20 protein-coding genes are annotated in these 23,208 nt (G+C 73.4%); 12 read left to right on the top strand and 8 right to left on the bottom strand.

Features of this window, described 5'->3' with window-relative positions:
• Positions 1 to 92: 92 nt before the first annotated feature.
• The 3 genes from WME83_RS44160 (at position 93) to WME83_RS44150 (ending at position 3,923) form a co-directional block, all read left to right on the top strand.
• Positions 93 to 1,652, top strand: a complete 1,560-nt coding sequence (locus tag WME83_RS44160) for a YncE family protein (protein WP_437315715.1) — start codon at positions 93 to 95, stop codon at positions 1,650 to 1,652.
• On the top strand, positions 1,649 to 3,061 hold the full coding sequence (locus tag WME83_RS44155) for a hypothetical protein (RefSeq protein WP_437315714.1): 1,413 nt from the start codon (positions 1,649 to 1,651) through the stop codon (positions 3,059 to 3,061). The genes WME83_RS44160 and WME83_RS44155 overlap by 4 nt, the downstream gene beginning before the upstream one ends.
• Positions 3,062 to 3,278: 217 nt before the next feature.
• Positions 3,279 to 3,923 (top strand): DUF2267 domain-containing protein, encoded by a 645-nt coding sequence (locus tag WME83_RS44150; protein ID WP_437315713.1) that lies wholly within the window; start codon positions 3,279 to 3,281, stop codon positions 3,921 to 3,923.
• A gap of 93 nt (positions 3,924 to 4,016) precedes the next feature.
• Here WME83_RS44150 and WME83_RS44145 read toward each other — a convergent pair whose 3' ends face one another.
• On the bottom strand, positions 4,017 to 4,379 hold the full coding sequence (locus WME83_RS44145) for a hypothetical protein (protein ID WP_437315712.1): 363 nt from the start codon (positions 4,377 to 4,379) through the stop codon (positions 4,017 to 4,019).
• 195 nt (positions 4,380 to 4,574) lie between these two features.
• Here WME83_RS44145 and WME83_RS44140 point away from each other — a divergent pair, with 195 nt between their 5' ends.
• From WME83_RS44140 to WME83_RS44130, 3 genes are all read left to right on the top strand, one after another.
• A complete protein-coding gene (locus tag WME83_RS44140) occupies positions 4,575 to 5,153 on the top strand; it encodes a hypothetical protein (protein ID WP_437315711.1) in 579 nt (192 codons plus the stop codon).
• Positions 5,154 to 5,548: 395 nt separating this feature from the next.
• Positions 5,549 to 6,667 (top strand): hypothetical protein, encoded by a 1,119-nt coding sequence (locus WME83_RS44135; RefSeq protein WP_437315710.1) that lies wholly within the window; start codon positions 5,549 to 5,551, stop codon positions 6,665 to 6,667.
• Between the two features lie 129 nt (positions 6,668 to 6,796).
• Positions 6,797 to 7,792, top strand: a complete 996-nt coding sequence (locus WME83_RS44130) for an expansin EXLX1 family cellulose-binding protein (RefSeq protein ID WP_437315709.1) — start codon at positions 6,797 to 6,799, stop codon at positions 7,790 to 7,792.
• A gap of 10 nt (positions 7,793 to 7,802) precedes the next feature.
• Here WME83_RS44130 and srmL read toward each other — a convergent pair whose 3' ends face one another.
• Positions 7,803 to 8,948 (bottom strand): PheS-related mystery ligase SrmL, encoded by a 1,146-nt coding sequence (gene srmL, locus WME83_RS44125; RefSeq protein ID WP_437315708.1) that lies wholly within the window; start codon positions 8,946 to 8,948, stop codon positions 7,803 to 7,805.
• A gap of 359 nt (positions 8,949 to 9,307) precedes the next feature.
• Between srmL and WME83_RS44120 the strand changes: the two genes are divergently transcribed.
• Together WME83_RS44120 and WME83_RS44115 are read left to right on the top strand one after the other, a co-directional pair.
• The gene (locus tag WME83_RS44120) at positions 9,308 to 10,411 is read left to right on the top strand and encodes an alpha-hydroxy acid oxidase (RefSeq protein ID WP_437315707.1); all 1,104 of its coding nucleotides are present in this window, start codon (positions 9,308 to 9,310) and stop codon (positions 10,409 to 10,411) included.
• 260 nt (positions 10,412 to 10,671) lie between these two features.
• The gene (locus tag WME83_RS44115) at positions 10,672 to 11,586 is read left to right on the top strand and encodes a metallophosphoesterase (RefSeq protein ID WP_437315706.1); all 915 of its coding nucleotides are present in this window, start codon (positions 10,672 to 10,674) and stop codon (positions 11,584 to 11,586) included.
• A 63-nt stretch (positions 11,587 to 11,649) separates the two neighbouring features.
• On the opposite strand, the gene WME83_RS44110 is transcribed toward WME83_RS44115, so the two are convergent.
• Both WME83_RS44110 and WME83_RS44105 read right to left on the bottom strand, forming a co-directional pair.
• Complete coding sequence (locus tag WME83_RS44110) at positions 11,650 to 12,063, bottom strand: hypothetical protein (protein ID WP_437315705.1); 414 nt, start codon at positions 12,061 to 12,063, stop codon at positions 11,650 to 11,652.
• 291 nt (positions 12,064 to 12,354) lie between these two features.
• Positions 12,355 to 13,290: a Kazal-type serine protease inhibitor family protein gene (locus tag WME83_RS44105; protein WP_437315704.1), complete on the bottom strand. Its 936-nt coding sequence runs from the start codon at positions 13,288 to 13,290 to the stop codon at positions 12,355 to 12,357.
• A gap of 1,027 nt (positions 13,291 to 14,317) precedes the next feature.
• On the opposite strand from WME83_RS44105, the gene WME83_RS44100 reads away from it, so the two are divergent.
• Positions 14,318 to 15,544: an ROK family protein gene (locus WME83_RS44100; RefSeq protein ID WP_437315703.1), complete on the top strand. Its 1,227-nt coding sequence runs from the start codon at positions 14,318 to 14,320 to the stop codon at positions 15,542 to 15,544.
• Positions 15,545 to 15,725: 181 nt separating this feature from the next.
• On the opposite strand, the gene WME83_RS44095 is transcribed toward WME83_RS44100, so the two are convergent.
• Together WME83_RS44095 and WME83_RS44090 are read right to left on the bottom strand one after the other, a co-directional pair.
• The gene (locus tag WME83_RS44095; protein WP_437315702.1) at positions 15,726 to 16,154 is read right to left on the bottom strand and encodes a membrane spanning transport protein; all 429 of its coding nucleotides are present in this window, start codon (positions 16,152 to 16,154) and stop codon (positions 15,726 to 15,728) included.
• Positions 16,155 to 16,171: 17 nt separating this feature from the next.
• Positions 16,172 to 16,951, bottom strand: coding sequence for a helix-turn-helix domain-containing protein (locus WME83_RS44090; RefSeq protein WP_437315701.1), 780 nt, complete (start codon positions 16,949 to 16,951; stop codon positions 16,172 to 16,174).
• A 359-nt stretch (positions 16,952 to 17,310) separates the two neighbouring features.
• Between WME83_RS44090 and WME83_RS44085 the strand changes: the two genes are divergently transcribed.
• From WME83_RS44085 to WME83_RS44075, 3 genes are all read left to right on the top strand, one after another.
• Complete coding sequence (locus tag WME83_RS44085) at positions 17,311 to 18,330, top strand: hypothetical protein (protein WP_437315700.1); 1,020 nt, start codon at positions 17,311 to 17,313, stop codon at positions 18,328 to 18,330.
• Between the two features lie 164 nt (positions 18,331 to 18,494).
• Positions 18,495 to 18,674, top strand: a complete 180-nt coding sequence (locus WME83_RS44080) for a heavy-metal-associated domain-containing protein (RefSeq protein ID WP_437322111.1) — start codon at positions 18,495 to 18,497, stop codon at positions 18,672 to 18,674.
• Between the two features lie 45 nt (positions 18,675 to 18,719).
• Positions 18,720 to 20,129 carry a GH1 family beta-glucosidase gene (locus WME83_RS44075; RefSeq protein WP_437315699.1) on the top strand — a complete coding sequence of 470 codons (1,410 nt, stop codon included), beginning with the start codon at positions 18,720 to 18,722 and terminating at the stop codon, positions 20,127 to 20,129.
• 189 nt (positions 20,130 to 20,318) lie between these two features.
• On the opposite strand, the gene WME83_RS44070 is transcribed toward WME83_RS44075, so the two are convergent.
• Entirely contained in the window at positions 20,319 to 20,624 is a 306-nt protein-coding gene (locus WME83_RS44070) for a hypothetical protein (protein ID WP_437315698.1), read from the bottom strand.
• 207 nt (positions 20,625 to 20,831) lie between these two features.
• Positions 20,832 to 22,991, bottom strand: coding sequence for a protein kinase domain-containing protein (locus WME83_RS44065; RefSeq protein ID WP_437315697.1), 2,160 nt, complete (start codon positions 22,989 to 22,991; stop codon positions 20,832 to 20,834).
• Positions 22,992 to 23,208 lie beyond the last annotated feature (217 nt).

Here is a 23,208-nt window from a genome sequence, read left to right as displayed (position 1 = left end):
CTGCGCCCGCCGCGCTGCGACGAGGGGCTCGACATCCGGGCACGCTCGGAGTACGCGGGGACCGCTCGTCACGGAAAAGACGCAGGTGCGCAGTGGACCACGAGACGCGGAGCGATATCGAGCCCGCCTCCAGCGCCGCGGACGCGCGGGAGGCCCGCCACGCCGCCGAGGCGACGCCGCTGCCCGCGCAGTGGTCGGAGCCCGAGCCGCCGTCGCGCCGGTCGCCCCCCGCGCCCACCGCCGATGAGGCGAGCTGCCCCGTCTGCCTCGAGCGCATCGCCGCCGGGGTCGCCCTCTGCCCCGAGTGCGGGGAGCCGACCGACGGGTCGAAGCGGCCGGTGCGCGCGCCCTCGGTCCCCGACGCCCCCCCGGACGCGAGCTGGCTCTCCCTCCACTGGCGCCCGCTCGTCACGATCGGCGCCATCCTCGGGCTCATCAGCACCGGCGGCGCCCTGCGCTACCTGGCGCCCCACCGGTTCGCGCCGTCCCGGGCCGCGTCGGCGGTCCCTCCGCCGGCCCCCGTGTGCGGGGCGCCGTGCTGGAGCGGCGAGTCGTGCCAGCTCGGCCGCTGCGTCTGGCAGCGCCCCAACAACGTCGGCCACCTCGTCGACGCGCCCTCGGTCGCCGGGCCCTTCTCGCTGCCCAAGGACGCGTTCGACGCGCTCCCGCTCGACCGGGATCGCTTCGCGGTCGCGCTGTCCTCCGGCCTGGAGGTGCGCAGCTCCCGGACCGGCGAGGCGCTGAGCCTCGTCACCGAGGCGCCCAACGTGCGACGCCTCCACCGCGTGGGCGAGGTCGTCTACGCGACCTCGCCGTCGCGCATCTACGTGATCGACGCCGCCACGACGCGGCTGCTCAAGACGATCGAGCTCGGGGAGGCCGTGGGCGACATCCAGGTCGGCGCCTCGGGCCGGCGCGTGCTCGCCTCGCTGCCCGAGGCGCACGCCGTGGCGATCCTCGCGACCGAGTACCACGCCGAGATCGAGCGCATCCAGTTCGGCGACGACCCCGTGGGCCCGGTGGCGGTCGACGACAGCGGCACGCGGGCGATCACGACGACGGGCCAGCTCCCGCTGCCCGGCCAGCGCGAGCCGGCGTCGGGGGGCGTCGCCTATCCGTTCGACCCGAGCCGGCTCGGCTCCGAGCAGGATCGCGTGCGCACCTCGATGGTGGGCAACCCGGCCAGCGCGCTGATGAGCCCGGACGGCTCGGTGGGGTTCGTCGCCCTCCGGGCCGAGAACACGCTGGTGCCGCTCACCTGGCTCCCGTCGGGCGCGGTGCGGCAGGAGGCGCGCATCACGACGTGCCGCGAGCCGGAGCAGATGGAGCTCGTCCGGAGCGACCGGCGCGTCCTCGTGCGGTGCAACGAGGGGCGCGCCATCCAGGTCTTCGACCTCTCGAAGCGCGAGCTCCTCCGCGCCGTGACGTTCCCCGGCCGCGCCCTCGACATGGCGGTCGCGCCGGACGGGGCGCAGGCGGTGGTGGCGCTGAGCGGCGACGGGGCGGGCTCGGTGGCGCTGATCGATCTGAAGACGTACGCGGCGAAGGTCCACCCGCTCGGCGGCGAGCCGACGCGGATCCGGCTCGCCCCGGACGGCGGCTCGGCGCTCGCGCTCGGCGACCGCGCCAAGGTCGCGTGGGTGCTGCAATGAGCGAGCGCCGCGTCCCGTGCCCGAGCTGCGGCGCCCGGATCGTCGAGGGGGCGCGCAAGTGCCGCGCCTGCAAGGCGTGGCTCGGCGAGCGTCATCGCGGGTCCGCCGCCTCGCTCTCCGGCCGCGAGCCGCGCCTGGCGCGGGCCGCGGTGTCGGTGGCGAGCGGCGTCGCGGCCGTGATCATCGCCACGATCACGAGCCTGAAGTCGCCCGTGGGCGAGGCCCCGCCGCTGACCGCGCTCGAGCCGGAGGCCGACGCCTCGGTGAGCGCGCCCGACGACGCGCCGAACCCCGCGGCGTTCGGCCCGGATCCCGTGCCGCCTCCGCCGCCGCCCGAGCCGAAGGGCCGCTGGCGCGCCCGCGATTTCCGGATCGGGGACGTGCACCCGCTCGACGTCGTCTTCAACCCGAGCGGCACGTCGGTCTACGTGAGCGCCGACGACGCCTCGCTGCGCGAGTACACGCTGGAGAGCGGCGAGCTCATCCACAAGGCGTCGGTGCCGGCGCAGGGCGATCACATCCGGCTCCTGTTCGATCGCTACGTCGCGGTGCTGCGGCACGAGGACGCCGCGCGGATCCCGGTGATGGACACGACGGCGTGGGACCGCGATCCGGTGCTGCTCGACGTCGGCCGGACGCCGGGCGACATCGTGGCGCTGCCGGATGGCCGGACGGTGGTCGCGGCGACGACGGACACGAAGCGGGTGACGAAGTTCGAGCTGCCGACGGGGGTGCGGCTCGCGAACATCACGCTCCCGCACGCGACGGGGCAGCTGTTCCTGGTGCAGGCCGAGGGGCGCCCCTACATCGCGGCGCTCGGCGCGCTGACGCACGCCGGCCGCCCGGCGGGCGCCTGGATCGACCTGTTCGACCCGAGCGAGTCGCCGTTCGGCGCCACGCGGCGGAGCATCGCGGTCGGGCGCGAGCCGCGCGAGGGCGACATCACGCTGGACGGGGGCGCCGTGTTCTTCCCGGATCGGCTGTCCAACACGGCGATCCTGCTGAGCGTCGCCGGGGTGACCGAGACGCGGAAGGCGCCCGTCGGCGTCGGTCCGACGGCGGGCTTCCTGCTCCACGAGGATCGGTACGGCATCACGCTCAACGCCGACGCGCGGACCGCGAGCGTCATCGACCTGTCGACGATGACGGTGAAGAGCACGCTGCCGCTCAGCGGGGTGCCGCGGACGGGGGTGACGTCGCCGGATCGGAAGACGCTCTTCGTGGCGCTCGGCGGGGCCCAGTGGCCGCCGGCGGGCAGCGGGGTCGCGGTCATCGCGGGGGATCCGCCGAGGGTCGTCGCGTCGCTGCCCACCGGCAAGGGCGCATGCGCGGTGGCGGTCTCGAAGGACGGCGCGCGGGCGGTGGTCGCGTCGTACTGGGACCGGTCGATCACGGTGCTCGAGCAGTAGGCCCGGGGGCATCTGGGGAAGGCGTCCGAGCGCGAGATCCTGCGGATCGACGTGCCGTTGGCGCTCTAGATTCCCGCTCCCGAGCCGGAGTGCCGGCGAGCTGATGTGGACGTTCGGCGCGGGCTCAGCTCGCCGTTGCCCCTCCCGGGCCCGCGTCGGGGGACCGGTCCCGCCGTGGCACGGGCATCGCTAGATCACCCCAGGAGGGAGGTGCATCATGGACTACGGGCGCTTCGTCGAGGAGGTGCAGCGCCGCGCCGGCTTCGAGGGTCGCGACGAGGCCGAGCGCGCGATCGCGGTGACCGCGCGGACGCTGGGCGAGCGGCTGCTGGAGCAGGAGGCGGTCGCGGTCGCGAGCGGGCTGCCGGGGCCGGTCGGCGCCGCGGTGCGCGGCGCGGCGTACCAGGGCGACTTCGATCGCGATGAGCTCTACGACCGGGTTGCCCGTCGCGAGGGCGCGCCGCGCCGCTTCGGCGTGGAGCACGCCCAGGCCGTGTGCCAGGTGATCGGGGAGGCGCTGCCCGAGGCCGAGCGCCTGAGGCTCCAGCGGCACCTGCCGGACTGGGCGGACCTCTTCGCGCCGCGCGCGGCTGGAGCGCCCCCGCCGCGGCCGGTGCACGCACCGGCGCCGCCCGAGGTCGGTCAGGGCGCGACGCTCGCCACAGGAAGACCCGGAAGCCGTCACCCCCTGAGCGAGGCGCACCCCGCGACGGCGCACGCGGGGTCGGTCGCCCGATCGGACGAGCCGCACGCGGAGACCAAGCTGTCGAGCAGCCGGGGGCTGACGCAGGAGCGCCTCGGGGACACGCTGGCGGAGGGGCGGCCCGGCCCCGAGCGCCCGGTCAGCGAGACGCAGCGCTGATGACCCCGCCTTTGGGCACACGGCCCATGTGCTCATGGGCGTTACGTCTACCGTCGCGCGCGTGCATGTCCGTGCGTCGCGAGCATGGCGCTGTCATGGTTCACCATCCATCCAGATGTTCTTGATCGCTCGGATGTGGACCGAGTCCGGCTCGTCCGTGTCCGCCCATTCGATCCCATCATCTCTGAGTATTTGGGCGCCGATCAGCTCTTGAATGACGGTATCCGTGACGTCTGTGTACGTAAGTGCTTCCTCGAGCGAGCCATGGGGGAACGGCCACTCTCCCTGATCGGGGACGAATTGCACTTCGTCGCCTTGGCGAGTGGCCAAGTACCAGGCGACGATCGATGCGGATACAGGATTGCCGCAGATCTCTCTGCGAGTGTTCACGGGTAGGTGAGCGAAGCTTATTCGCTCTCTCCGGCTCCAGTTTACCATCTGATACCCGACACCCATGCGCTGCTCCTCGACATGGCACCTTACCGCTCTACCGCGGGCGCGTGACGCCCGCCGGCAGCCGCCTCTTCGGCGGCCATGGCGTCAGCCGACCAATGACGGTGTAAATAGAGTACCACTTCAGCGGCGGCTGTCCGCTCCGCAGCCGGCTCCGCCGCGCCGGACGAGGACGTCGATGCGCCGCCGCAGCCGGCGGTGGACTTCCCGGCGCTGGTCGTCATCGGCCCGGGGCGCCCTGAGACGGTGCTCGACGCCTACCGGTGCGAGCCGGTGCAGCCGGGCGTCTACCACGCCGTGCCGGGCCTTTCGATGCGCGTGGTGGTGCTCGCGGAGCTGCCCCGGACGCGGGCGACGCTGCTCCTGCGGCTGCTCGGCTCGGGCCGCCTCCTGCGCGAGGCGCTGGCCGATCTCGCGGCGCTGCCGGACGACGTCTGGGAGAAGAGCGTCGCCAGGCCGCTGCTGGTACACTTCCGGCTCGGAGGACAGGAGCCGGCGACCGACAAGGAGGACGAGGTGAGCGCAGAGATCCGGGCGTGGTTCGAGGATTATGAGAGGAAGCTTCGCGCCGAGGAGCGGAAGGAAGGCCGCAACGAGGGCCGTGCCGAGGAGGCCGCGCGCGCCGTGCTGACGGCGCTCCGGGTCCGCGGCATCGCCGTGCCGGACGTGGCGCGGGAGCGCATCCTGGCCGAGAAGAATCCGGAGATCCTGGAGCGGTGGCATGAACGGGCCATCGTCGCCGCGTCGCTCGCCGAGGTGCTCGACGACCTGAGCTGAGCGAAGCCGGCCAGGAAAGGGTGTTTCGGAGATAGCTTCTGCATGCGCACAGGGAACGTCCTGGCCCTGCTCGGAGTCTGGCTGCGGCGATGAGCTGCCGGTCCCCGCGCGCGTGCGCAATCGTGTTGGTAGCGCTCGCGGCCTGTCGTGATGGCACGGGTGCGCCGGGCGCCGGGCCGGCGCCCGATGCAGGCGCTACTGCACCGTCGCCCTCCGTCGCGCCCACCGCGAGCGCCGCGGGCGCGGCGTCCTCAGCGAGCGCCGCGCCGCTGGACGCAGGGGCGCTGGACGCCGCATCGCCGGACGCCGCAGCCCCCGACGCCGCAGCGCCGGACGCCGCAGCCCCCGACGCTGCAGCACCGGACGCCGCAGCCCCCGACACCGCAGCGGCAGCCGTGGCCCCCGGCGCGGGCTGCAAGCTCCGGCGCGGCCCCCTCTCGCTCTCGCTCCGCGGGCCGGCGCTGCTCTGGACCCCGGACGACGCGGCCCGCGCGGACTTCCGCGTGATCTTCAACCGCGACGGCGTGGCGCAGCACGTCGCGCCGGCGCTCGGCCCGCTCGCCGTACCGGCGTCCAGCGGCCCCCCCACGCCCGCCTCGCCCCCCCGCGACGCCTCTCCCGACGCCGGCGCCGCCAGCGCGGAGCCGGCGCGCGCCTCCTGGCCGGCGTGCGCGGTGGCCTCGCGGTTCGTGTTCTGCATGGATCACGGCGGCACCATCCGGAGGACCCCGCTCTGGGGAGGCGAGGGGCCGCCCATCGGCGCCGGGCGCCGCGGCACCGGCATCTCCGCCATCCCGCTGCCCGGAGGGCACACGCTCCTCGCCTTCCTCTCGGACCGCAAGACGAGCGAGGGCGCCGTGACCCAGGCCTTCGCGGTGCTCGACGACAAGCCCGCCGTGCCGCTCTCCGCCGAGGGCAGCGGCGCCACCTTCGTCGCGCTGTCGCCGTGGAAGGGCGGCGCGCTCGCGATGTACATCGACGCGCGCGCGGCGCTGACGCCGGTGCACGCCCGCACGGTCGGCGTCACGCCGGAGGGCAAGCTCGAGCTCGGGCCCGACGCGGTGCTGTTCGTCGGCGACGCCGGCGAGTCGCGCATGGGCGGCGCGCTCGCGATCGGCGGCGACGGGCCGGCCTTCGTGCTCCTCCCGGCGTCCAAGGACATGTCGGCGTTCGGCATGGCGGCGATCCGCATCGACCAGGCGCCGCGCGACGACATGCCGGCGGTCTGGTCGCTCTACCCCAACGGGCTGAGCCCCGCGCCGATCGCGGCCACGCAGGGCGCCTCGCCGATCCACGTGGCCCGGGTCCGGCCGACCGCGCGCGAGCCCGGGTCGCCGCACGCGCTCGAGCTCGGTCAGCTCGACGCCGAAGGGCGGTTTCAGCCGCGCTGCCTCGCGGTGGAGGGCAAATCGTTCAAGCACGTCGCCATCGAGGCGGATCGCGACGGCTCGCTGTGGATCGCGTACACGACGGGCGCCGGCACCTTCATCGAGCAGCGGGCCGTGGGGCCGTGAACCCCGCAGCCGTATTTGCAGCGCCGACGCGCTGTTGCGCGATTGGCCCTCCTGGCGTAATCCAGTCGCGTTGATTCGCGGATCCACCCCTATCATAAACCTTAAGGAGCCGAGATGAAGCTGGATTACGTGCCCACGGGCATTTTATGGCCGCTGTTGTCGCTGATCGCGCTCGGCGTTGCGGGCTGCGGCGACGACGGGAATGGCGACGCTGGCGGTACGGAGAGCACCTCGACCGCGACCGCCACCGGCGGGGAGGGCGGCGCGGGCGCGGCCGGCGTGGGGGGCGCGAGCGGCGCAACGACGGGCGCCGGCGCTGGCCCGGGCAGCTCCACGACGACAGGCACCACCTCGGCCAGCAGCGGCGATCCCAGCAACACGGTCGCCGCCGCCACCACCACCACGGGCGCCGGCGGCGCGTCGGTGAGCTGCGACTATCCCGCGGAGCACGCGAACGGATCCATCACCTTCTACACGCTCGACATGGGCTCGGCCGAGGTGAACTGCAGCTACCAGATCACGGGGCGGAACCCGGACGTCGTCGCGCACGTGCCGTTCGGCGGAGGCCAGTACTTCGCCGCCATGAACACCGAGGATTACAACAGCGCGGGGATGTGCGGCGCGTGCGTGGAGGTCTCCCGCGACGACGGCCGCAAGGTGCAGGCGATGGTCGTGGACCAGTGTCCGATCGCCACGAACCCGAAGTGCGTGAGGGGCCACATCGATCTCAGCAAGAACGCCTTTCTCAAGATCGGCGAAGAGCGCGAGGGGTATCTCGGGACCACCAACGGCGGCGCGGCGGGGAAGATCTCCTGGCGGTACATCCCGTGCCCGACGACGAGCCCCGTCACTTTCCGCCTCAAGGACGCGACCAACCGGTACTGGAACGAGATCCTCGTCGAGGGGCACGCGCACCCGATCGAGAAGGTCGAGGTGGAGATCAACGGCACGTGGCAGACGGCCACGCGGCAGTCGTACAACTACTTCGTGGTCGGCGACGGGAACATGGGGAATGCGCCGTACCATGTCCGCGCCACCGACATCAACGGCTCCACCGTGGAAGCGATGCTCGAGCTCAAGGGCGGGGAACAGCCCGCGAGCGCTCAGTTCCCCGCCTGCAACTGACCGATCGCGCCTACGCGCCGCCGCCCGAGGGCGGCCGCCCGGAGGCCCAGTGGTGGACGCGACCCTCGTGCAGCGCGGCGTAGATCGCGTCGCGCAGCGCGTTCGCCTCCTCGTGCGTGAGCGTCCGCTCGACGTCCCGGATCACCACCCGCAGCAGCACGTTCTTCTGCCCGGGCGCGCTCCCGAGCCGCTCGGCCGCGGCGGGCGGGAGCGCTTCGTGCGGCGTCTCCGAGACCACCTCGACGAGCTCCACCGAGGGCGCCCGGTCGCCCAGCGCCGCCCGCACCCGGTCGCCGAGCTCCTCGGCGGTCGCGTCGAGCCGCGCGGCGATGGACAGGTCGCGGCGCACGGGCGGCTGCGACGAGACCGGGCGGTACGGCGCGAGATCGAGCATCTGCCGGGCGATGCGCGCGTCCGTAGCCCGCAGCAGCCGGATGTCGTCGATGCCCTTGCGCAGCATGAGGATGCGGTCGAGCCCGAGCCCCATCGCCAGCCCCGAGAACCCGCGCGCCTCGAGCCCCGCCTCCTCGAGCAGCGCGCCCAGGGCGAGGCCGCACTCGCCGATCTCCACCCAGGCGCCGCCGTCCTCGACGTCGATCTGGCGCCCATCGGTCGTGTAAGGGTGCGCCGCCTCCGTGCAGCGGAGCGGGCGCCCCGGCAGCGCGGCGGCCACGGCGCGCTCCACCATGCCGCGGAGATCGCTCGGCGTCAGCGCGGGCCCGCGCCGGATGCGCCAGAGGTCCACCTGGTGCGGCTCGCCCGTGTGCAGCCGATCGATGGTGTCCCGGCGGTAGACGAGCCCCGGGCAGACGAGGAGCACATCGTCGCTCGGCGCGGCCGCGAGCCGGCGGAGCAGCGGCGGGATCATCGCCGAGGTCTGCGTCCTCAGCACCTCCGTCTCGGAGACATACCGCGTGTAGCGCGCGTCCCGCGCGGCCCCGTCCGGCGGGTAATGCAGCCTGTCGTAGTTGTCCTCGATCGAGACGACCGGGCTCGAGCGATGGACGATCACCTCGCACCCGAAGGCGCGCTGGAGCGACCCCACGATCGCGTCGAGGAGCAGCTGCATGGCGTGCGGCCCGAGGGCCGGATCGGTGAGATCGCGGAGAGAGAGCGCGCGCCGACGCGCGTCGGCGCCAAGGACATGACGAGACATGGAAACCCTCGCAGGCAAGACGTGCTGTGTGCCCACGCGCCGCCCGCGAAGGGCGGCGCGAGCCTCGGGTCACCCCCCGGACCGAAGCCGGGGCCGCCTCACGGCGATCACGCTGCGAGAGGGACTGACGCTAGAACCTGGAAAACAGCGCTACGCCCGCACCTCTCGACGCCCGGCCTGGGTCGAGGGGCCGGTAAATCGACGAGCGGCGGCGGCGGTCCAGCGCATTGCGACGTCGAGCATACCGCGGCGGGGCGCGCTTGCCAACGCCATCGACGGGGCCGCGCTCGCCAGGGCAGCTGGTAAGATGGCCGGCGGCCGCGGCCAGGACGCCTCGCCGCGCTTTTCAGGAGAACGCCGTGCAAGAGCCTCGCTCCGCCCCGTCGCTGCTCACCGTCGATGACTTCGAGCGCGCAGCGCGCGCCCGCCTGTCCAAGATGGCCTATGACTACTACCGATCCGGCGCCGACGAGGGCAGGACGCTCCGCGAGAACCGCAACGCGTTCCGCCGTCTCCAGATTCACTATCGCGTCCTCGTCGACGTGGCCGAGCGGGACATGAGCGTGACCCTGCTCGGCACGACGGTGCCGTTCCCCATCCTCGTCGCGCCGACCGCCTATCAGCGCCTCGCGCACCCCGACGGCGAGATCGCCTCTTCGCGGGCGGCCTCCGAGCTCGGCACCATCTTCACGCTCTCCACCCTCTCGACGACGAGCCTCGAGGCGGTCGCGGAGGCCTCTCCGGGGCCGAAGTGGTTCCAGCTCTACGTCCACAAGGACCGAGGCCTCACGCGCGCGCTCGTCGAGCGGGCCGAGTCAGCAGGTTACCGGGCGCTGATGCTCACCGTCGACACGCCGCTCCTCGGCCGCCGGATCGCGGACGTGCGCAACGGCTTCGCGCTCCCCGAGGGGCTCGTGATGGCGAACCTCCTCGACGTCGCCGCGGCGGCCCCGGCCGCGGAGCGGGGATCCCTGCTCGCGGCCTACGTCGCCTCGCGACACGACGCCTCGCTCACGTGGCGCGATGTCGAGTGGCTCGGCTCGATCACGAGGCTCCCCATCCTGCTCAAGGGCATTGTCCGGCCCGACGACGCGGTCCGCGCCCTCGGGGCGGGCGCGGCCGGCGTCGTCGTCTCCAACCACGGCGCGCGGCAGCTCGACGGCGCCCCCGCCACGATCGAGGTGCTCCCGGCCATCGCCGATGCGGTCGCCGGACGGTGCCTGGTGCTGATGGACGGCGGTGTCCGGTGGGGTACGGACGTGCTCAAGGCGATCGCGCTCGGCGCCCGCGCGGTGCTGGTCGGGCGGCCAGTCCTGTGGGGACTCGCCGCGCTCGGCGGCGAGGGGGTCGCGCGCGTGCTCGGGGGCTTGCGCGATGAGCTGTCGATGGCCATGGCGCTCGCCGGCTGTCCCACCCTGGCTTCCATCGATCGCGACCTGATCCGCCGGGCTCAGGCCCGATGAGGGATGCCGAGTCGCACGAGCACGGAGTTTTCCAAGATCAGCGCTGGACCACGCGCTGGACCACGCGATCGTCAGATTGCTGCGCTCCCCGGCATCAAGGCGTCTTCGACGAAAGAAAAGGTGGCGGCCACTCGACCTCACCCGTACACTCGGCGGCCGTGAGCGGTGCAGTACCTGCGAGGGAGCGGTGGCGGGGGCTCTTCCGGCGAGGCGCTGGCGCCTCGGGTGAGGGTCCGGATTCTGGGGGAGCGGACGCGGCCATGGGGATTCGCCTCCGGCGCTTCGCGGGGCCGGCGGCTTACCTCGAGCAGGTGTCGTCGCTCCGCATTGCCCACCTGACCGACCAGCATGTCGGCCGGGTGACGTCGGTGCGGGTGCAGCGCGCGGCCGTGGCGCTGACGAACCTGCAGCGGCCCGATCTCGTCGTGCTCACGGGCGACTTCGTGTGTCACAGCCAGCTCTACCTCGATCAGCTGGAAGAGGTGGTGCGCGGCTTCGAGGCGCCGGTGATCGCCGTGCTGGGGAATCACGATCACTGGTCGGGCGCGGACGCGGTGAAGCGCGCGCTCGAGCGGGGCGGCGCCGCGGTGCTCTGCAACGCGAGCACGGTGATCACGCTGGGCCACGAGCGGCTCCAGGTGGTGGGGCTCGACGACGCCTATACCGGCCACGCGTCGCGCGAGAAGGCGGTGAAGGGGATGCGGCGCGATCTGCCGACCCTGGGGCTCTCGCACATCGCCGAGGAGGCGGACGGCCTCTGGCGCCACGGCATCCCGCTGGTGCTCTCCGGTCACACGCACGCGGGCCAGGTGACGGTCGCGCGCCTGAACGAGCTCTCGATCGGCAAGATCGCGGGGCACCGGTACATCCACGGGCTCTACGGGACGCGCAAGCGGGGCGAGCCCGGCCAGGGGGCGGTCTACGTGGGGGCGGGGATCGGCGCGGCGGTGATGCCGCTGCGGCTCGGCGAGCGCGGCCAGCGCGAGGTCGCGATCTTCGAGCTGGGCAGCGAGCCGGGGTCGTTCGACGAGCACCACGCCGAGCAGCTGCCGCTCCGCGGGCGCAAGCCGACGCCGGAGCTCATCGCGAGCCGGGCGGCGCGGGTGGCGAGGAACCGGGAACGGCGGGCGCGAGCGCACCGACACGGCGAGGAGAGCGCGGGGGGAGAGCCCTAGAGCGCGCCGGGGGCTTACGGTGGAGGTGCGGCGGGGGATGGGCCTGCGGCGGCTCGCCCGGCGTCAGCTCGGGTAGAGCGCGCGGCCCAGCGCGGCCTCGAACGCGGCGCGATCATGGTAGATCTCGATGCCGCCGGCGGCGAGCTTCGCGAGCCAGACGCCCAGGGTCACGATCTTGGTGCCGACGAGCACGTGCTGGAGCACCGAGCCGCTCTCGCGCGCGGCGCGGAGGTACTCGACCATGCGGACACGGACGATCGAGTCGTAGCCGGTCATCCGCGTGCAATCGATGAACTCGTCGATGTGCCCGTGGAGCGCCATGGCGTGCAACGTGGGCTTGACGAGGCCGGGGACGAGCGATGCGTCGATATGCCCCGCGAGACGGTAATAGATGAGATGGCGCCCCGGGTACGAGATCTCGATGCTGCCTCGACCGGACTCGTGGCGGACATCGACAGGAAGCGGCGATACGAGCATGTCGTTCTCCTGCGCTTCACGCCCCCAGAGAGCCAGCAAATGGACGTCGAGCGCTGTACCCAATCTACGCCACACACGCCGCGCGCGCGAGCGTCAAGGGGCACAGGCCCCCGCCGAACGAGGCGACGACGCGCCGATCGGACGGACAGACAGGAAGCAGGGCTGGAAAAATTCAGATTGTCTGGAGCGCGGCCCCTCGCGGCGCTGGCGCGCTCCGCTTGGCCGCGCCGTCGCGGCGTCAGGGGGCCCGCGGCGCCGCCGGGGCGGGCAGGGGCGAGGCGCCGGGGGCGATCACTCGACGGGCGGGGGGTCGCACGCGCCCCGCGCGTCGACGGAGATGCCGCTCGCGGCGGCGACGCACGCGTTGGAGTACGTCTGGCCGTCGCAGCCGCACACGGGCGCGAGCTCCTTCGTGCAGACCTCGGGCTTCTCCGCGCAGGTGCCGGCGGCGTCGGCGCGCCCGCAGATCGCGTCGGGCGCGTACTTGCAGTAGAGACCGTCCCCGCAGACGCGCAGCCCGCCGAGGGTGAAGCCGCCGCAGCTCTCGCCGAGCCCCACCACCGTGGGGCCGCACTCCCCGAGGCTCCTCACCGAGACGCCGGCCGTCGCCGCGACACAGTCGTTGCCGTACGTCAGGCCGTCGCAGCCGCAGACCGGATCATAATCCTGCCTGCACACCTCGGGCATGAACTCGCACGTGCCGCTGCGGTCGTAAGCGCCGCAGTTCGCCTCGGGGGCGAAGTCGCAATACAGGCCCTCCGCGCAGCGGATGCCCGCGATGCCGGCGCACATCTCGCCCGGCTGCGCGACGGGCGAGCAGACGTCGGCGCCGCAGGAGAGCCGGAGCTCCACCTCGACGGGCGCCCGCGGCGAGAGGACCTGCACGACGTACGACCCGGTGCCGCGGCTCTCCCACGTCGCGAGGGCCTGCCCCCGGTCGCCCCTGAGCCGCCGGACGTGCCTCAGCCTCCCTTCGCTCGTGACCTCGTGGAGCCTGAAGTCGATCGCGGCGCTCCTGCCCCCGGCGACGGGCTGCAGCTCGAGCGTGAGCGTCCTGCCCGGATGGCTCGTGAAGTGCGCGTAGACCGACCGCTCCCGGTCGACCGTGAAACGGTTCTCGTGATCGAAATACACGGGGACGACGGCCACGTCGCTCAGCCTGAGCGCGCCCTCGACTGTCCCGGTCTCCTCTAGATCCGCGCCATCGGCACCATCGGATGATGCCATGCAGCCAGCGAGCGTTACAGCGAGAACAGCTCCCAGAACATCTGCCATCTTCATGATCGTGCAAACTCCTCGTGAAGAGACACGCCCAGCGATCCGGGCGTCTCCTCGGAAATACGAATCGCGCGCGAGCGGCAGCGCCAGCGCAGCCGCCGGGCGAGCCGCCTCGGCCTGCCCTCTCAGGCTGGCGGTTGCCAGGACCCCATCGAGGACCCGTCAATCGCCCCTGAAAGAGCGCGCCGAGCCGCCTCGCGCGACGGCCCCCGTGCGCAACGCGCCTCGCCGCGATGTCGCCCTATCCTCCATGCCGTCGAGTCCTCGCCCGACCTGGGGCGGTGGTGCGTCTGTATGTCCGCACGCCAGCGCCTTGACGATCGCTCTCCCTCACTCATCCACGTCGTCAGCCCTCATCGACTCAACGTCTGCTCGCCTCCCGCGTGGGCCGTTTGCAATCAGCGTTCCTCGCGAGAAGAGATGAGTCCGCTCGCCGCCGATTTCTGCGGCGTCACGGCACCGCGGAGCGCGGCGGTCGTCGGGTCCGGGGAGGGCCGGGCGGGGCGGACGGCGAGAAGACCGCGCGCACCCCCTGTTCCCACCTCACACGCGGGGATGAGGCGTTCCGCCACACAGGGGGTGCTCATCGTACGACCGCATCCCGCGCTGCGGGGCAGTTTGCTACGCGGAAGACCTGGAGGGGACACCGGTAACGCATGCCCGGTCTCAGCAAGTGCGATGATGACATAACGGCTCCGGCGGTCCGAGCGCGCCCGGAGTGTGGAGCGCAGTGGTGCGGGGCGAGCGAGGGGAGGAAACCAAGGGAAGTGAGGGGGAGGAGAGGGAGAGGAGAGGGAGAGGGGGAGGAGAGGGAGAGGGAGAGGGTAGAGGGCCGCGGGGAAGCCGGGGGGAGGCCAGGTGCGCGCAGCGCGCGGGTTGCCCGGCGGCGGCGCGCCGCGCGCGCGTTTCGTGGCGGCGCGGTGGTGACGCCCCTTGCTTTCGCCGCGCGAGAACGGCTAAGTCTCGGTCTGCTCGAATGGTCCGTGCAAACGACAAGACGGCTAGCAACCGCACCCCTCGGGAGCTGAACCGCTCCCTCGTCCTCGATCTCGTGCAGGAGCACGGCCCGATTTCCCGCACGAACCTCGCGCGGTTGAGCGGCCTGACCAAGCCGACGGTCTCGGCCATCATCGAGGAGCTGCTCGAGAACGGCAGCGTCCGCGATGTCGGGACCGAGTCGCGCGGCGGGCGCCCGGCGCGGCTCCTCGAGTTCAACGATGACAGCGCGGCGTACCTGGGCATCGAGATCGGCGTCGAGCAGACGGCCGTTGCCGTGGCCGACGCGCGCGGGCGGCTGCGGGCGCGCCTGGACCAGCCGACCGTCATGCGCGATCCGCACCGGACGGTCCGCGAGGTGGCCGAGATGTTGCCGAAGGTGCTGCAGCTGAGCGGGGTGCCGCGCAAGCGGCTGCGCGGCGCCTGCGCCATCGTGCCGGGGCTCATCGACCGGCCGAGCGGGGTCTGCGTGCTCGCGCCCAACCTGGGCTGGGAGCGGTTCCCGCTGCGCGCGGAGCTCAGCCGCGCGCTGCGCATGCAGGTGCCCGTGTACAACCTGCCTCAGGCGGCGGCGGTGGCGGAGGGGGAGCTCGGCGCCGCGCGAGGACAGGTGTCGTACGCGTGGATCTACGTCGGGCTCGGCGTGGGCGCGGGCCTCGTCGTCGATGGGCGCCTGTTCTTCGGGATGCAGGGGTACAGCGGTGAGATCGGCCACTGCCGCGTCGCGGACGACGGCCCGCCTTGCGGCTGCGGTCGCCGGGGCTGCCTGGAGACGTTCACCTCGGTCATGGCGCTCCGGCGCGCCGCCGAGGCCGCGTCGGCGCGCTCTCCCCAGCTGGCCGCGCTCCCCCGGCCGCACGCGGTCAGCGCCGTCGCGGGCGCGGCGCTCGCCGGCGACGAGAGCGCCCGCGCGATCTTCCACGAGGCGGGCGTGCAGCTCGCGCGCGGCATCGGGGTCTTGCTGAACCTGCTCAACCCGCAGCTGGTCGTGCTGGGCGGCGAGCTGCTCGCCGCGCCCGACATCCTGCTCGAAGGCGTGCGCGAGGAGCTGCCGCGCCACGCCGTCCGCGCGGGGGCGGTGCCGGTGGTCGCCTCTCCGCTCGGCAGCGAGGCCGGCCTGCTCGGCGCCGTCCTGCTCGCGCGCGAGGGCGCGGTGCGCTCGCTCCGCCTCGTGCCCGACGGCGTGCTCCAGGACAGCGCGCCGTAGCGCCGGGGCTCCACGCGGGGGAAGAGAGTTGGAACCACAGAGGCGCAGAGGGCACAGAGGGAGAGAAAAGGAGAGATAATATCTTCTTCTCTCCAGCTCTCTCTATCTCTCTCTTCCTCTGTGCTCTCTGTGCCTCTGTGGTTCCAATCCTCTTCGTTCGCCTCTCCCATGCGCGGCGTCGCTACGCGGGCGACGCGCGTTCTACGCGGGCCGGGCTGCCCGCGGGGGACGCCGATCCGGAGCGGCGCTCGGCGAAGAGCGGCGCGAAGGCGTGTCGATCGTGCCACGTGAGCGCGCCGAGGAGCCCGAGCAGGATGACGGCGTTGATGCCGGCGCGGGGATCGAGCAGCAGGTGGAACAGCGCGATGTTCACCACGACCGGCCAGAGCAGCGCGAGCGCGAGGGGGCGGCGGCGGTCGAGCAGGAGCAGGACCGCGGCGGTGATCTCCACGGCCTTCACGGCATAGACGTAGCCGCTGTCGAGCAGCAGCTGGACGAACGGGTGGAGCGGCTCGGGGACCGGCACGATGCGCACGAATCCGTTGATGCCGCCGAGCAGGACGATGAGACCGAGGGCGACGCGGGCTGCGCCGACAGCGCGAGGGGGCATGGGTCCTCCGTGGGGTTTCAGAGGACCACGATGGGCCCGGCCGAGGCCGGCGCTTGTACGAAGTGGCTGCGCGCCACGGAGCCCGGCGTGCGGCCCAGCGTGGCGGCGACGGCGCGCGCCAGGTGCGCCTGGTCGTGGAAGCCGCCGGCGAGCGCCGCCCGGGCCGGCGCGGCGCCGTCGACGAGCGCCCGGACGGCGGACATGACGCGCAGGAAGGTCACGTAATCGCGCAGCGGGTGGCCGAAGGCGTCGTGAAACAGGTGCGAGAGCCGCGAGCGCGAGAGGCCCTCGGCCGCGGCGAGCGGGCCCAGCGCGGGGCGGGCCGGCGCCCGCTCCGCCAGGCGATGCATGGCGCGCACCACGCGGCGGTCGAACGGCGGGCCGCCCGGCGCGAACGCCCCGGCGCACGCCCGCATGAGCTCGCGCGCCGCCGCGTGGTCGAGCCGGCCGCGGAGCACGTCGCGCGCCGCCGCGCGCACCCGATCGGCCTGCGCCCCCTCGAGGACCAGCGCCCGCCCGCGGGCGACCGCCTGCGCGCCCGCGCCGAGCCCGTCGGGCGGCAGGAACACCGTGACCGTCGCGCCCGGCGCGCCGACGGAATGGGCGACCCCGGCGCCGGTGAGCACGGGCGCGCGCACCCCGAACGGCCGCCCGCCCTCGACGTCGACCTCGAGCGGACCGTCGACCGGCACCATCAGCTTGACGAGGTGGAGCGCGTGGCGGCGCGTCGCCCCGGCGCCCTCGACGACGTGCACGCCGCCGTGGCCGACAAGCGCCGTGTGCTCGCGAGCCGTCACGCGCCGCAGCGAACCACTCCGGCGCGGACCGCGCAAGCGCGGAGCCGCGGAGCGCCGCCGCGAGCAGCCGAATCCGAAATGGGACGAGACGCGCGCCCGTAATCACGTTGGCGCCGGCGCCGGCGCCTCGATGCCGGGTTGATCGAACGTGTCGAAAACTGTCGTCAGGACTGGCAGACCTGTGCCGGGTCCGAGTAGGATCGTCGCGAGTTGGAAGCGACATCACGGCGGATTGGGGCCGCCGGGGTGTCGGCGCCATGGCCTCGTGCCGGAGGACTGGACGCATGATCAGGTTTCTTAAGCATTCCGTTGTCAGCTCCATATTTCTCATCTTCGTGGCGGTTTCTTCCTGCGAGCGGATGAGCCAGATGGGAGGGCGGTGCGAATCGACGGCCGACTGTGAGTCGGACACCCAGTACGCGCCGGGCACGGAGTGCACGGACAACGAGTGTACGTGCGTCCAGGAGGGGCACACGCTGTGCTGCGCGCCCGAGGACACGGCGCCTGACTGCTTTCTCGCCTGCAGGCCGTGCAGCGAGTGCCAGGAGGGCTGGTTCAGCTGCGCGCCGGGGACGGCGGGGACGGCGTGCGACAACGACGCGAAGTGCGCCGGACCGCCGGACCCGCGCTGCGGCGCCGGGCGGTGCGTGGATCGGGTGTGCCAGCTGGAGATCTACCCGGGCCCGCTGCCCTCTCAGGTGCGCGGCGACTGCGCGCAGCTGGAGTGCACGCACGAGGGAAAGGTCGTCTCCAAGCCGGATCCGGCCGACTTCTACAACGACGGCAACCTGTGCACCTCCGATGTCTGCTCGGCGGAGGACAGGCCTGTCAATGTGCCTCTCGACAACGGGATCAGCCTCATGGAGCTCTACTCGGTCGACCAGATCTGCTACGAGGCGCAGGCGTTCGACTGCATCGTCGAGGACGACCAGTGCGGGACCCGGCGCATCTGCGTCCCGACCGTGGGCGCGCAGCACGGCGGAGGCTTCTGCGCGCCGAGCCACTGCATCAACCTGCGGCGCGACCCGGACGAGGCCGACGTGGACTGCGGCGGCATCTGCAGGCGGCCGTGCGAGGACGGGTCGCTCTGCTCCGTCCCGCAGGACTGCATCTCCGGGGTGTGCCTCGGGGACCCGAAGACGTGCCAGCGCCCGTCGAGCTCGGACGGCGTGCGGAACGGCTCCGAGACCGGCGTCGACTGCGGCGGTCCGTGGGCGCCCTGTCCGCCGGGCGGGGGTTGCGCGACGGGCGCGGACTGCGAGACCGGCGTCTGCTGGGCGAGCGTGTGCGAGGAGCCGACGTGCATCGACGGCGTGCGGAACGGCGACGAGCTCGGCGTGGACTGCGGCGGGCCGGCGTGCCCGGAGTGCCCGCGGTGACGCGCCGCGGTCGCTCGACGCTGCGAGGGCGCTCGACGCTGCGAGGGCGCTCGACGCTGCGCGGCCGCTTGACGCTGCGCGGTCGCTTGACGCTGCGCGGCTTCGTTGACGCTGCTGCCTGGTGGGGGCATAGAGGGGAGGTGCGCAGACTCGCTATCGAAGGAATGTCCTGCGGCCACTGCGTTCGGGCGGTCTCGAAGGCGCTCGCGAAGGTCCCCGGCGTCACGCGGGTGTGCGAGGTGAGCCTCGAGCGCGGAGAGGCGGTCGTCGAGGGGAGCGCGACGGCCGAGGCGCTCGTGGCGGCCGTGCGCGAGGAGGGCTACGAGGCGCGCGAGGCTGGCTGACGTCGCGGTGCGGCGCTCGGCCGCGTTTGGTATGGTGCGGCCACCATGACGCGATCATCGAGCGAAGAGGCATCGAGCGAAGAGGCACCGAGCGAAAAGGGCTTTCCGGAAGGGTTTTTGTGGGGCGCCGCGGCGGCGTCGTACCAGATCGAGGGCGCCGCGCACGAGGACGGCAAGGGGCCGTCCGTGTGGGACATGTTCTGCAAGAAGCCGGACGCGATCTGGAACGGCCAGACCGGCGATGTCGCGTGCGACCACTACCACCGGTACCGGGAGGACGTCGCCCTCATGCGCGACATCGGCCTCCGCGCCTACCGACTCAGCATCTCGTGGCCGCGCGTCTTGCCGGAGGGCACGGGCGCCGTCAACGAGCGCGGCCTCGCGTTCTACGATCGGCTGGTGGACGCGCTGCTCGAGGCGGGGGTCGCGCCCCACGTCACGCTGTTCCACTGGGACTTCCCGCTCGCGCTCTACCACAAGGGCGGCTGGCTGAACCGCGACAGCGCCGACTGGTTCGCCGAGTACACGGGCGTCGTGGTCGAGAAGCTCGGCGATCGGGTGAACGACTGGATGACGCTCAACGAACCGCAGGTGTTCGCCGGCGCCGGCCACTACGAGGGTCGCCACGCGCCCGGGGACCGGCTGCGCTTCGCCGAGGTCCTGCGCGTGTGCCACCACGTCCTGCTCGCGCACGGCAAGTCGGTGCAGGCCATCCGCGCGGCGAGCCCGGGGAAGTGCAACGTCTATTATGCGCCGGTCGCGCAGGTGAAATACCCCGCCAGCGCGTCACCCGAGGATCTGGAGGCCGCGCGCGCGGCGACGTGGTCGGTCAGCGCCCGCACCACATGGACCAACACGTGGTGGATGGATCCCGTGTTCTTCGGCAGGTACCCCGAGGACGGGCTCCGCCTGTTCGCGAGCGAGCTGCCCGAGATCCGGAGCGGCGACATGGAGATCATCGCGCAGCCGGTCGAGTTCTGCGGCGTGAACGTCTACTGGGGAGTCCCGGTGCGCGCCGGGGCGAACGGCGGCGCCGAGGTCGTGCCGCACCCGGTGGGACACCCGATCACGGCCTTCGAGTGGTCCGTCACCCCCGAGTGCCTCTACTGGGGGCCGAAATTCTTTTATGAGCGCTACAAGCGACCCATCGTGATCACCGAAAATGGCCTGTCCACCCGGGACTGGATCTCGCTCGACGGGAAGGTGCACGACCCCCAGCGCATCGACTTCATGGCGCGCCACCTGATCGAGCTCCGCCGGGCGATCGCCGAGGGCGCCGTGGTGAACGGCTACTTTCACTGGTCGATCCTGGACAACTTCGAGTGGGCCCACGGCTACAAGCACCGCTTCGGCCTCGTCTTCGTCGACTACCCGACGGGCAAGCGCGTGCTCAAGGACTCGGCGCACTGGTATCGCGAGGTCATCGCCTCGAACGGCGCGACCCTCGGGGGCTGAGCGGGCCGCTCCCCGGCGCCTCCCCGGGAGGCGCCGGTGCTGGTGAGTTCCTCCGGAGAGGGCCTCCCAGGAGAGCGGTAAAGCAGGAAGAACGTTCATCGTTTCTTCCCGCTCACCGCCTTCCGGTCCTTGCCTGGCCGCCGCCGGCCGCGCGGCGCGCGGGGAGCCCGCGGCCGCGGAGGCGCGGGCTCAGGAGGCGATCGGCTCGTCGCCGTCTTCTTCTTCGTCGTCGAGCGCCTCGTCGTCTCCGGTCGCCAGGTCGTACCCGTGCGGATCGAACTCGTCGAACATGGCCTGCAGGCGCTCGGTCAGCGAGTCCCACGTGTCCGGCGGCTCGCCCGCCTGGCGATCGCGCTCCGCCAGGGCGAGCGCGGCGGCGACCGTCGCGGTCAGCGGGCGCGCGTCCTGGAGCACCGCGACCTTCGAGGTGTCGCCGCTGCACGCGTAAGCCAGCAGGTAGGCCCTGTAGATCTCCTCATTTGTCTTGTCGCTCATTCCTCTTCCTTGTTCTCATCGTCCGCGCGCCGTTCGCCGCCGTGCTCGGGCCTGCTCGGCGCGCGGGACCGCAGGCGCGAGCGTAGCCCATCTCGGCGGCCGTCGGGGGGGCCCGTGTCCCGCCGGGATCCCGGGCCCTGCGGAGCACCGGGACGGGCGCCGGCGGAGCGGCGCAGCGCGGGCGCAGCGGATCAGCGGCGCAGCGGATCAGTAGCGCAGCCGGTCGCGCAGCGAGCGCACCGCGCGCTCGAGCCCCGCGTGGTGGTGGAAGCAGCATTGCCCGATGCGCGGCTGGCACTGCGACGAGCGGAGCATCTCCAGGAACACGAGCGCGCGCGCGTCCCCCTCGAGCGCCGCCCGCTCGAAGAGCGCCGGCTTGCGCCGGCAGGGGGCCTCGCGCAGCTCCACGGCGATGCGCAGCGGGGCGCTCGCGCGCTCCAGCACCTCGGGGCGGCGGAGCAGCGCGGCCGCGCGCTTTCCGCCCTGCGTGCCGCCGTAGCCGCTCACGATCTCGTAGGCGATGTCGAGGCCTTCCGGGCCGAGGCGGCTCTCCAGCGCCTCGAAGATCGGGTCCGCGCGGCCGTCGGGCCGGTACGAGCTCTTCACCGCGACGGCGGCCGCGGCCGTCATCACGTCGCGCTGCTCGAAGGCGGCGCGATCCTTCTCGAGCAGCACGAAGAGCGCGCTCTCCGCGTCCTCCCATCGCTTCGCCCGGACCGCCCCCACGAGGCGCTCCCGCTCGGCCGGGAGCTCCGCGCCCTGGGACGGAGCCGCCCCGGCGAGCGCCGCGCCCTCGGCCGACGCCGCCCCGGAGCCGGCCGGCACGGGGGCCGAGGCGCTCGCGGCCGGCGCCGCGGAGGGCGCTGGCGGGGGCGCGCCGAGGGGCTCGGGCACCGGGGTGGCCGGCGCTGCGGCGGCCGGTGCGTGCATGGCGGCGGTCGCCTCCTGGAGCTCCGGGCCGGCGATCGCCGGCGCCGGGGCGCTCGCGACCGCCGGCGCGCCCGCGGGCAGGCGGCGGAGGAGCACCGCGCCGCCCGCCGCGCCGGCCGCGAGCATCGCGGCCACCGCGACGAGCCAGCGCCGGGCGCGCCTCCGCGGCGCCGGCCGGCGCTCCGCCGCCCCGCGCGCCTCGTGCCCGCGCGCCTCGTGCCCGCGCGCCGCGCCGCCAGGGGCCGCGAGCGGCGCGCCGGCCGCCGGCATCGCGGCGGCGCCGGCCGCGCCGTCGAGGGCTGCGGCCCCGCCAGCGGCCGCGGCCGCGCCGCGCGCTGCGCCTTCGAGCGCGGCGGCTCGGTCCTGCCGCGCCGGCGGCTCGGGCGGCGTGGCGGCCTGGAGCGCGCGCAGCGGGTCGCCGAGGGACCACGACCCGCTCGAGAGCGGCTCTTTCCACGGGAGGAGGCCGAGGGCCTCGGACCGCGGCACGGCGGCGTCGAGCGCGGCGAGCAGCGCGCGCGCGCTCGCGGGGCGCGCCGCCGGGTCCTTGCGCAGGAGGCGCATCACGAGCGCCTCCAGCTCGCGCGGCACCTCCACGCCCGGAGCGCGCAGCCGGAGCGGTGGCGGCGCCGTCTCGCATTGATCGCGGAAGAGCTCGACGGGCACGATCGAGTCGAACGGGTGCTTGCCCGCGAGCATCTCGTAGAGGATGAGCCCGAGCGCGTACAGGTCGGAGCGCTCGTCGACGTGCTCCATGCCCTGCGCCGCCTCCGGCGCCATGTACGCGAGCGTGCCGAAGACCATGCCGCTCAGCGTGATGCGCATGGGCTCGGGCCGCTCCTCGCCGCTGTGCGCGGTCGTCGTGGCGAGGCGCTCCAGCGGGACCTTCGCGAACCCGAAGTCGATGAGCTTCACGGCGTCGGTGCCGTGCTCGACCATGACGTTGCGCGGCTTCAGATCGCGGTGGATGACCCCGCGCTCGTGCGCCGCGGCGAGCGCCGCCGCGATCTGCCGCGCGAGCTCGGCGGCGCGCGCGGCGGGCACCGGGCCCTTCTTGATGATGCGATCGAGCGTCGTGCCGCGGACGTGCTCCAGCACGAGGAACCGCGAGCCGTCGGGGAGCGTGCCGAAGTCGGTCGCCGACGCGATGTTCGGGTGCTGGATGTGCGCGCCCGCGATCGCCTCGCGCTCGAAGCGCGCGGTGAGCTCCGGCGAGCCCTGCGCGGCGGGCAGGAGGAGCTTCACCGCCAGCCACTTGCGCAGGAGCAGGTGCTCGGCCTTGTAGACCGCGCCCATCCCGCCAGTCGCGACCAGCTCCACGATGCGGTACCGGTCCGAGATGACCGTCCCGACCATCTGGGCGGCCGCGCTCTCCGCGGGCGCGTCGCTCGCGGCGGGCTTCGGATCGCCGGGGGCAGGGGGCAGGGAAGCGCTCACGGGAGGCGTGAACTGTCCGGCCTAGCCCGATTTTTGTCAAAGGGGGATCGCCGCCGCGCGCCGCGCCGGCGCGCGCGCGGGAAGGCCCGTTTTCCTAGGTGGATCCGCGGGTCGTCGCGCAATCATGGCGCTGCCGCGCGCTGCTGCGCGCTGCCGCGCGCAGCGGCGCGGCGGCGCGAGCGCCCGGCCGAGACGGCCGCGCCGGGGCGCGTGCCGC

Source organism: Sorangium sp. So ce385 (assembly GCF_051474135.1).
In the GTDB taxonomy this organism is placed as follows: Bacteria; Myxococcota_A; Polyangia; order Polyangiales; family Polyangiaceae; genus Sorangium; species Sorangium cellulosum_D.
Note: the sequence above shows the minus strand (reverse complement) of the source record. Positions and strands in the feature narration are given on the sequence as shown.

Coding starts and splice junctions, on each gene's coding strand:
- WME83_RS44145 (WP_437315712.1), bottom strand. CDS start 4,379: ATGGGTGTCGGGTATCAGATGGTAAACTGGAGCCGGAGAGAGCGAATA.
- WME83_RS44100 (WP_437315703.1), top strand. CDS start 14,318: ATGGTCCGTGCAAACGACAAGACGGCTAGCAACCGCACCCCTCGGGAG.
- WME83_RS44085 (WP_437315700.1), top strand. CDS start 17,311: ATGAGCCAGATGGGAGGGCGGTGCGAATCGACGGCCGACTGTGAGTCG.
- WME83_RS44105 (WP_437315704.1), bottom strand. CDS start 13,290: ATGGCATCATCCGATGGTGCCGATGGCGCGGATCTAGAGGAGACCGGG.
- srmL (WP_437315708.1), bottom strand. CDS start 8,948: ATGTCTCGTCATGTCCTTGGCGCCGACGCGCGTCGGCGCGCGCTCTCT.
- WME83_RS44115 (WP_437315706.1), top strand. CDS start 10,672: ATGGGGATTCGCCTCCGGCGCTTCGCGGGGCCGGCGGCTTACCTCGAG.
- WME83_RS44150 (WP_437315713.1), top strand. CDS start 3,279: ATGGACTACGGGCGCTTCGTCGAGGAGGTGCAGCGCCGCGCCGGCTTC.
- WME83_RS44080 (WP_437322111.1), top strand. CDS start 18,495: ATGTCCTGCGGCCACTGCGTTCGGGCGGTCTCGAAGGCGCTCGCGAAG.
- WME83_RS44070 (WP_437315698.1), bottom strand. CDS start 20,624: ATGAGCGACAAGACAAATGAGGAGATCTACAGGGCCTACCTGCTGGCT.
- WME83_RS44110 (WP_437315705.1), bottom strand. CDS start 12,063: ATGCTCGTATCGCCGCTTCCTGTCGATGTCCGCCACGAGTCCGGTCGA.
- WME83_RS44155 (WP_437315714.1), top strand. CDS start 1,649: ATGAGCGAGCGCCGCGTCCCGTGCCCGAGCTGCGGCGCCCGGATCGTC.
- WME83_RS44095 (WP_437315702.1), bottom strand. CDS start 16,154: ATGCCCCCTCGCGCTGTCGGCGCAGCCCGCGTCGCCCTCGGTCTCATC.
- WME83_RS44075 (WP_437315699.1), top strand. CDS start 18,720: ATGACGCGATCATCGAGCGAAGAGGCATCGAGCGAAGAGGCACCGAGC.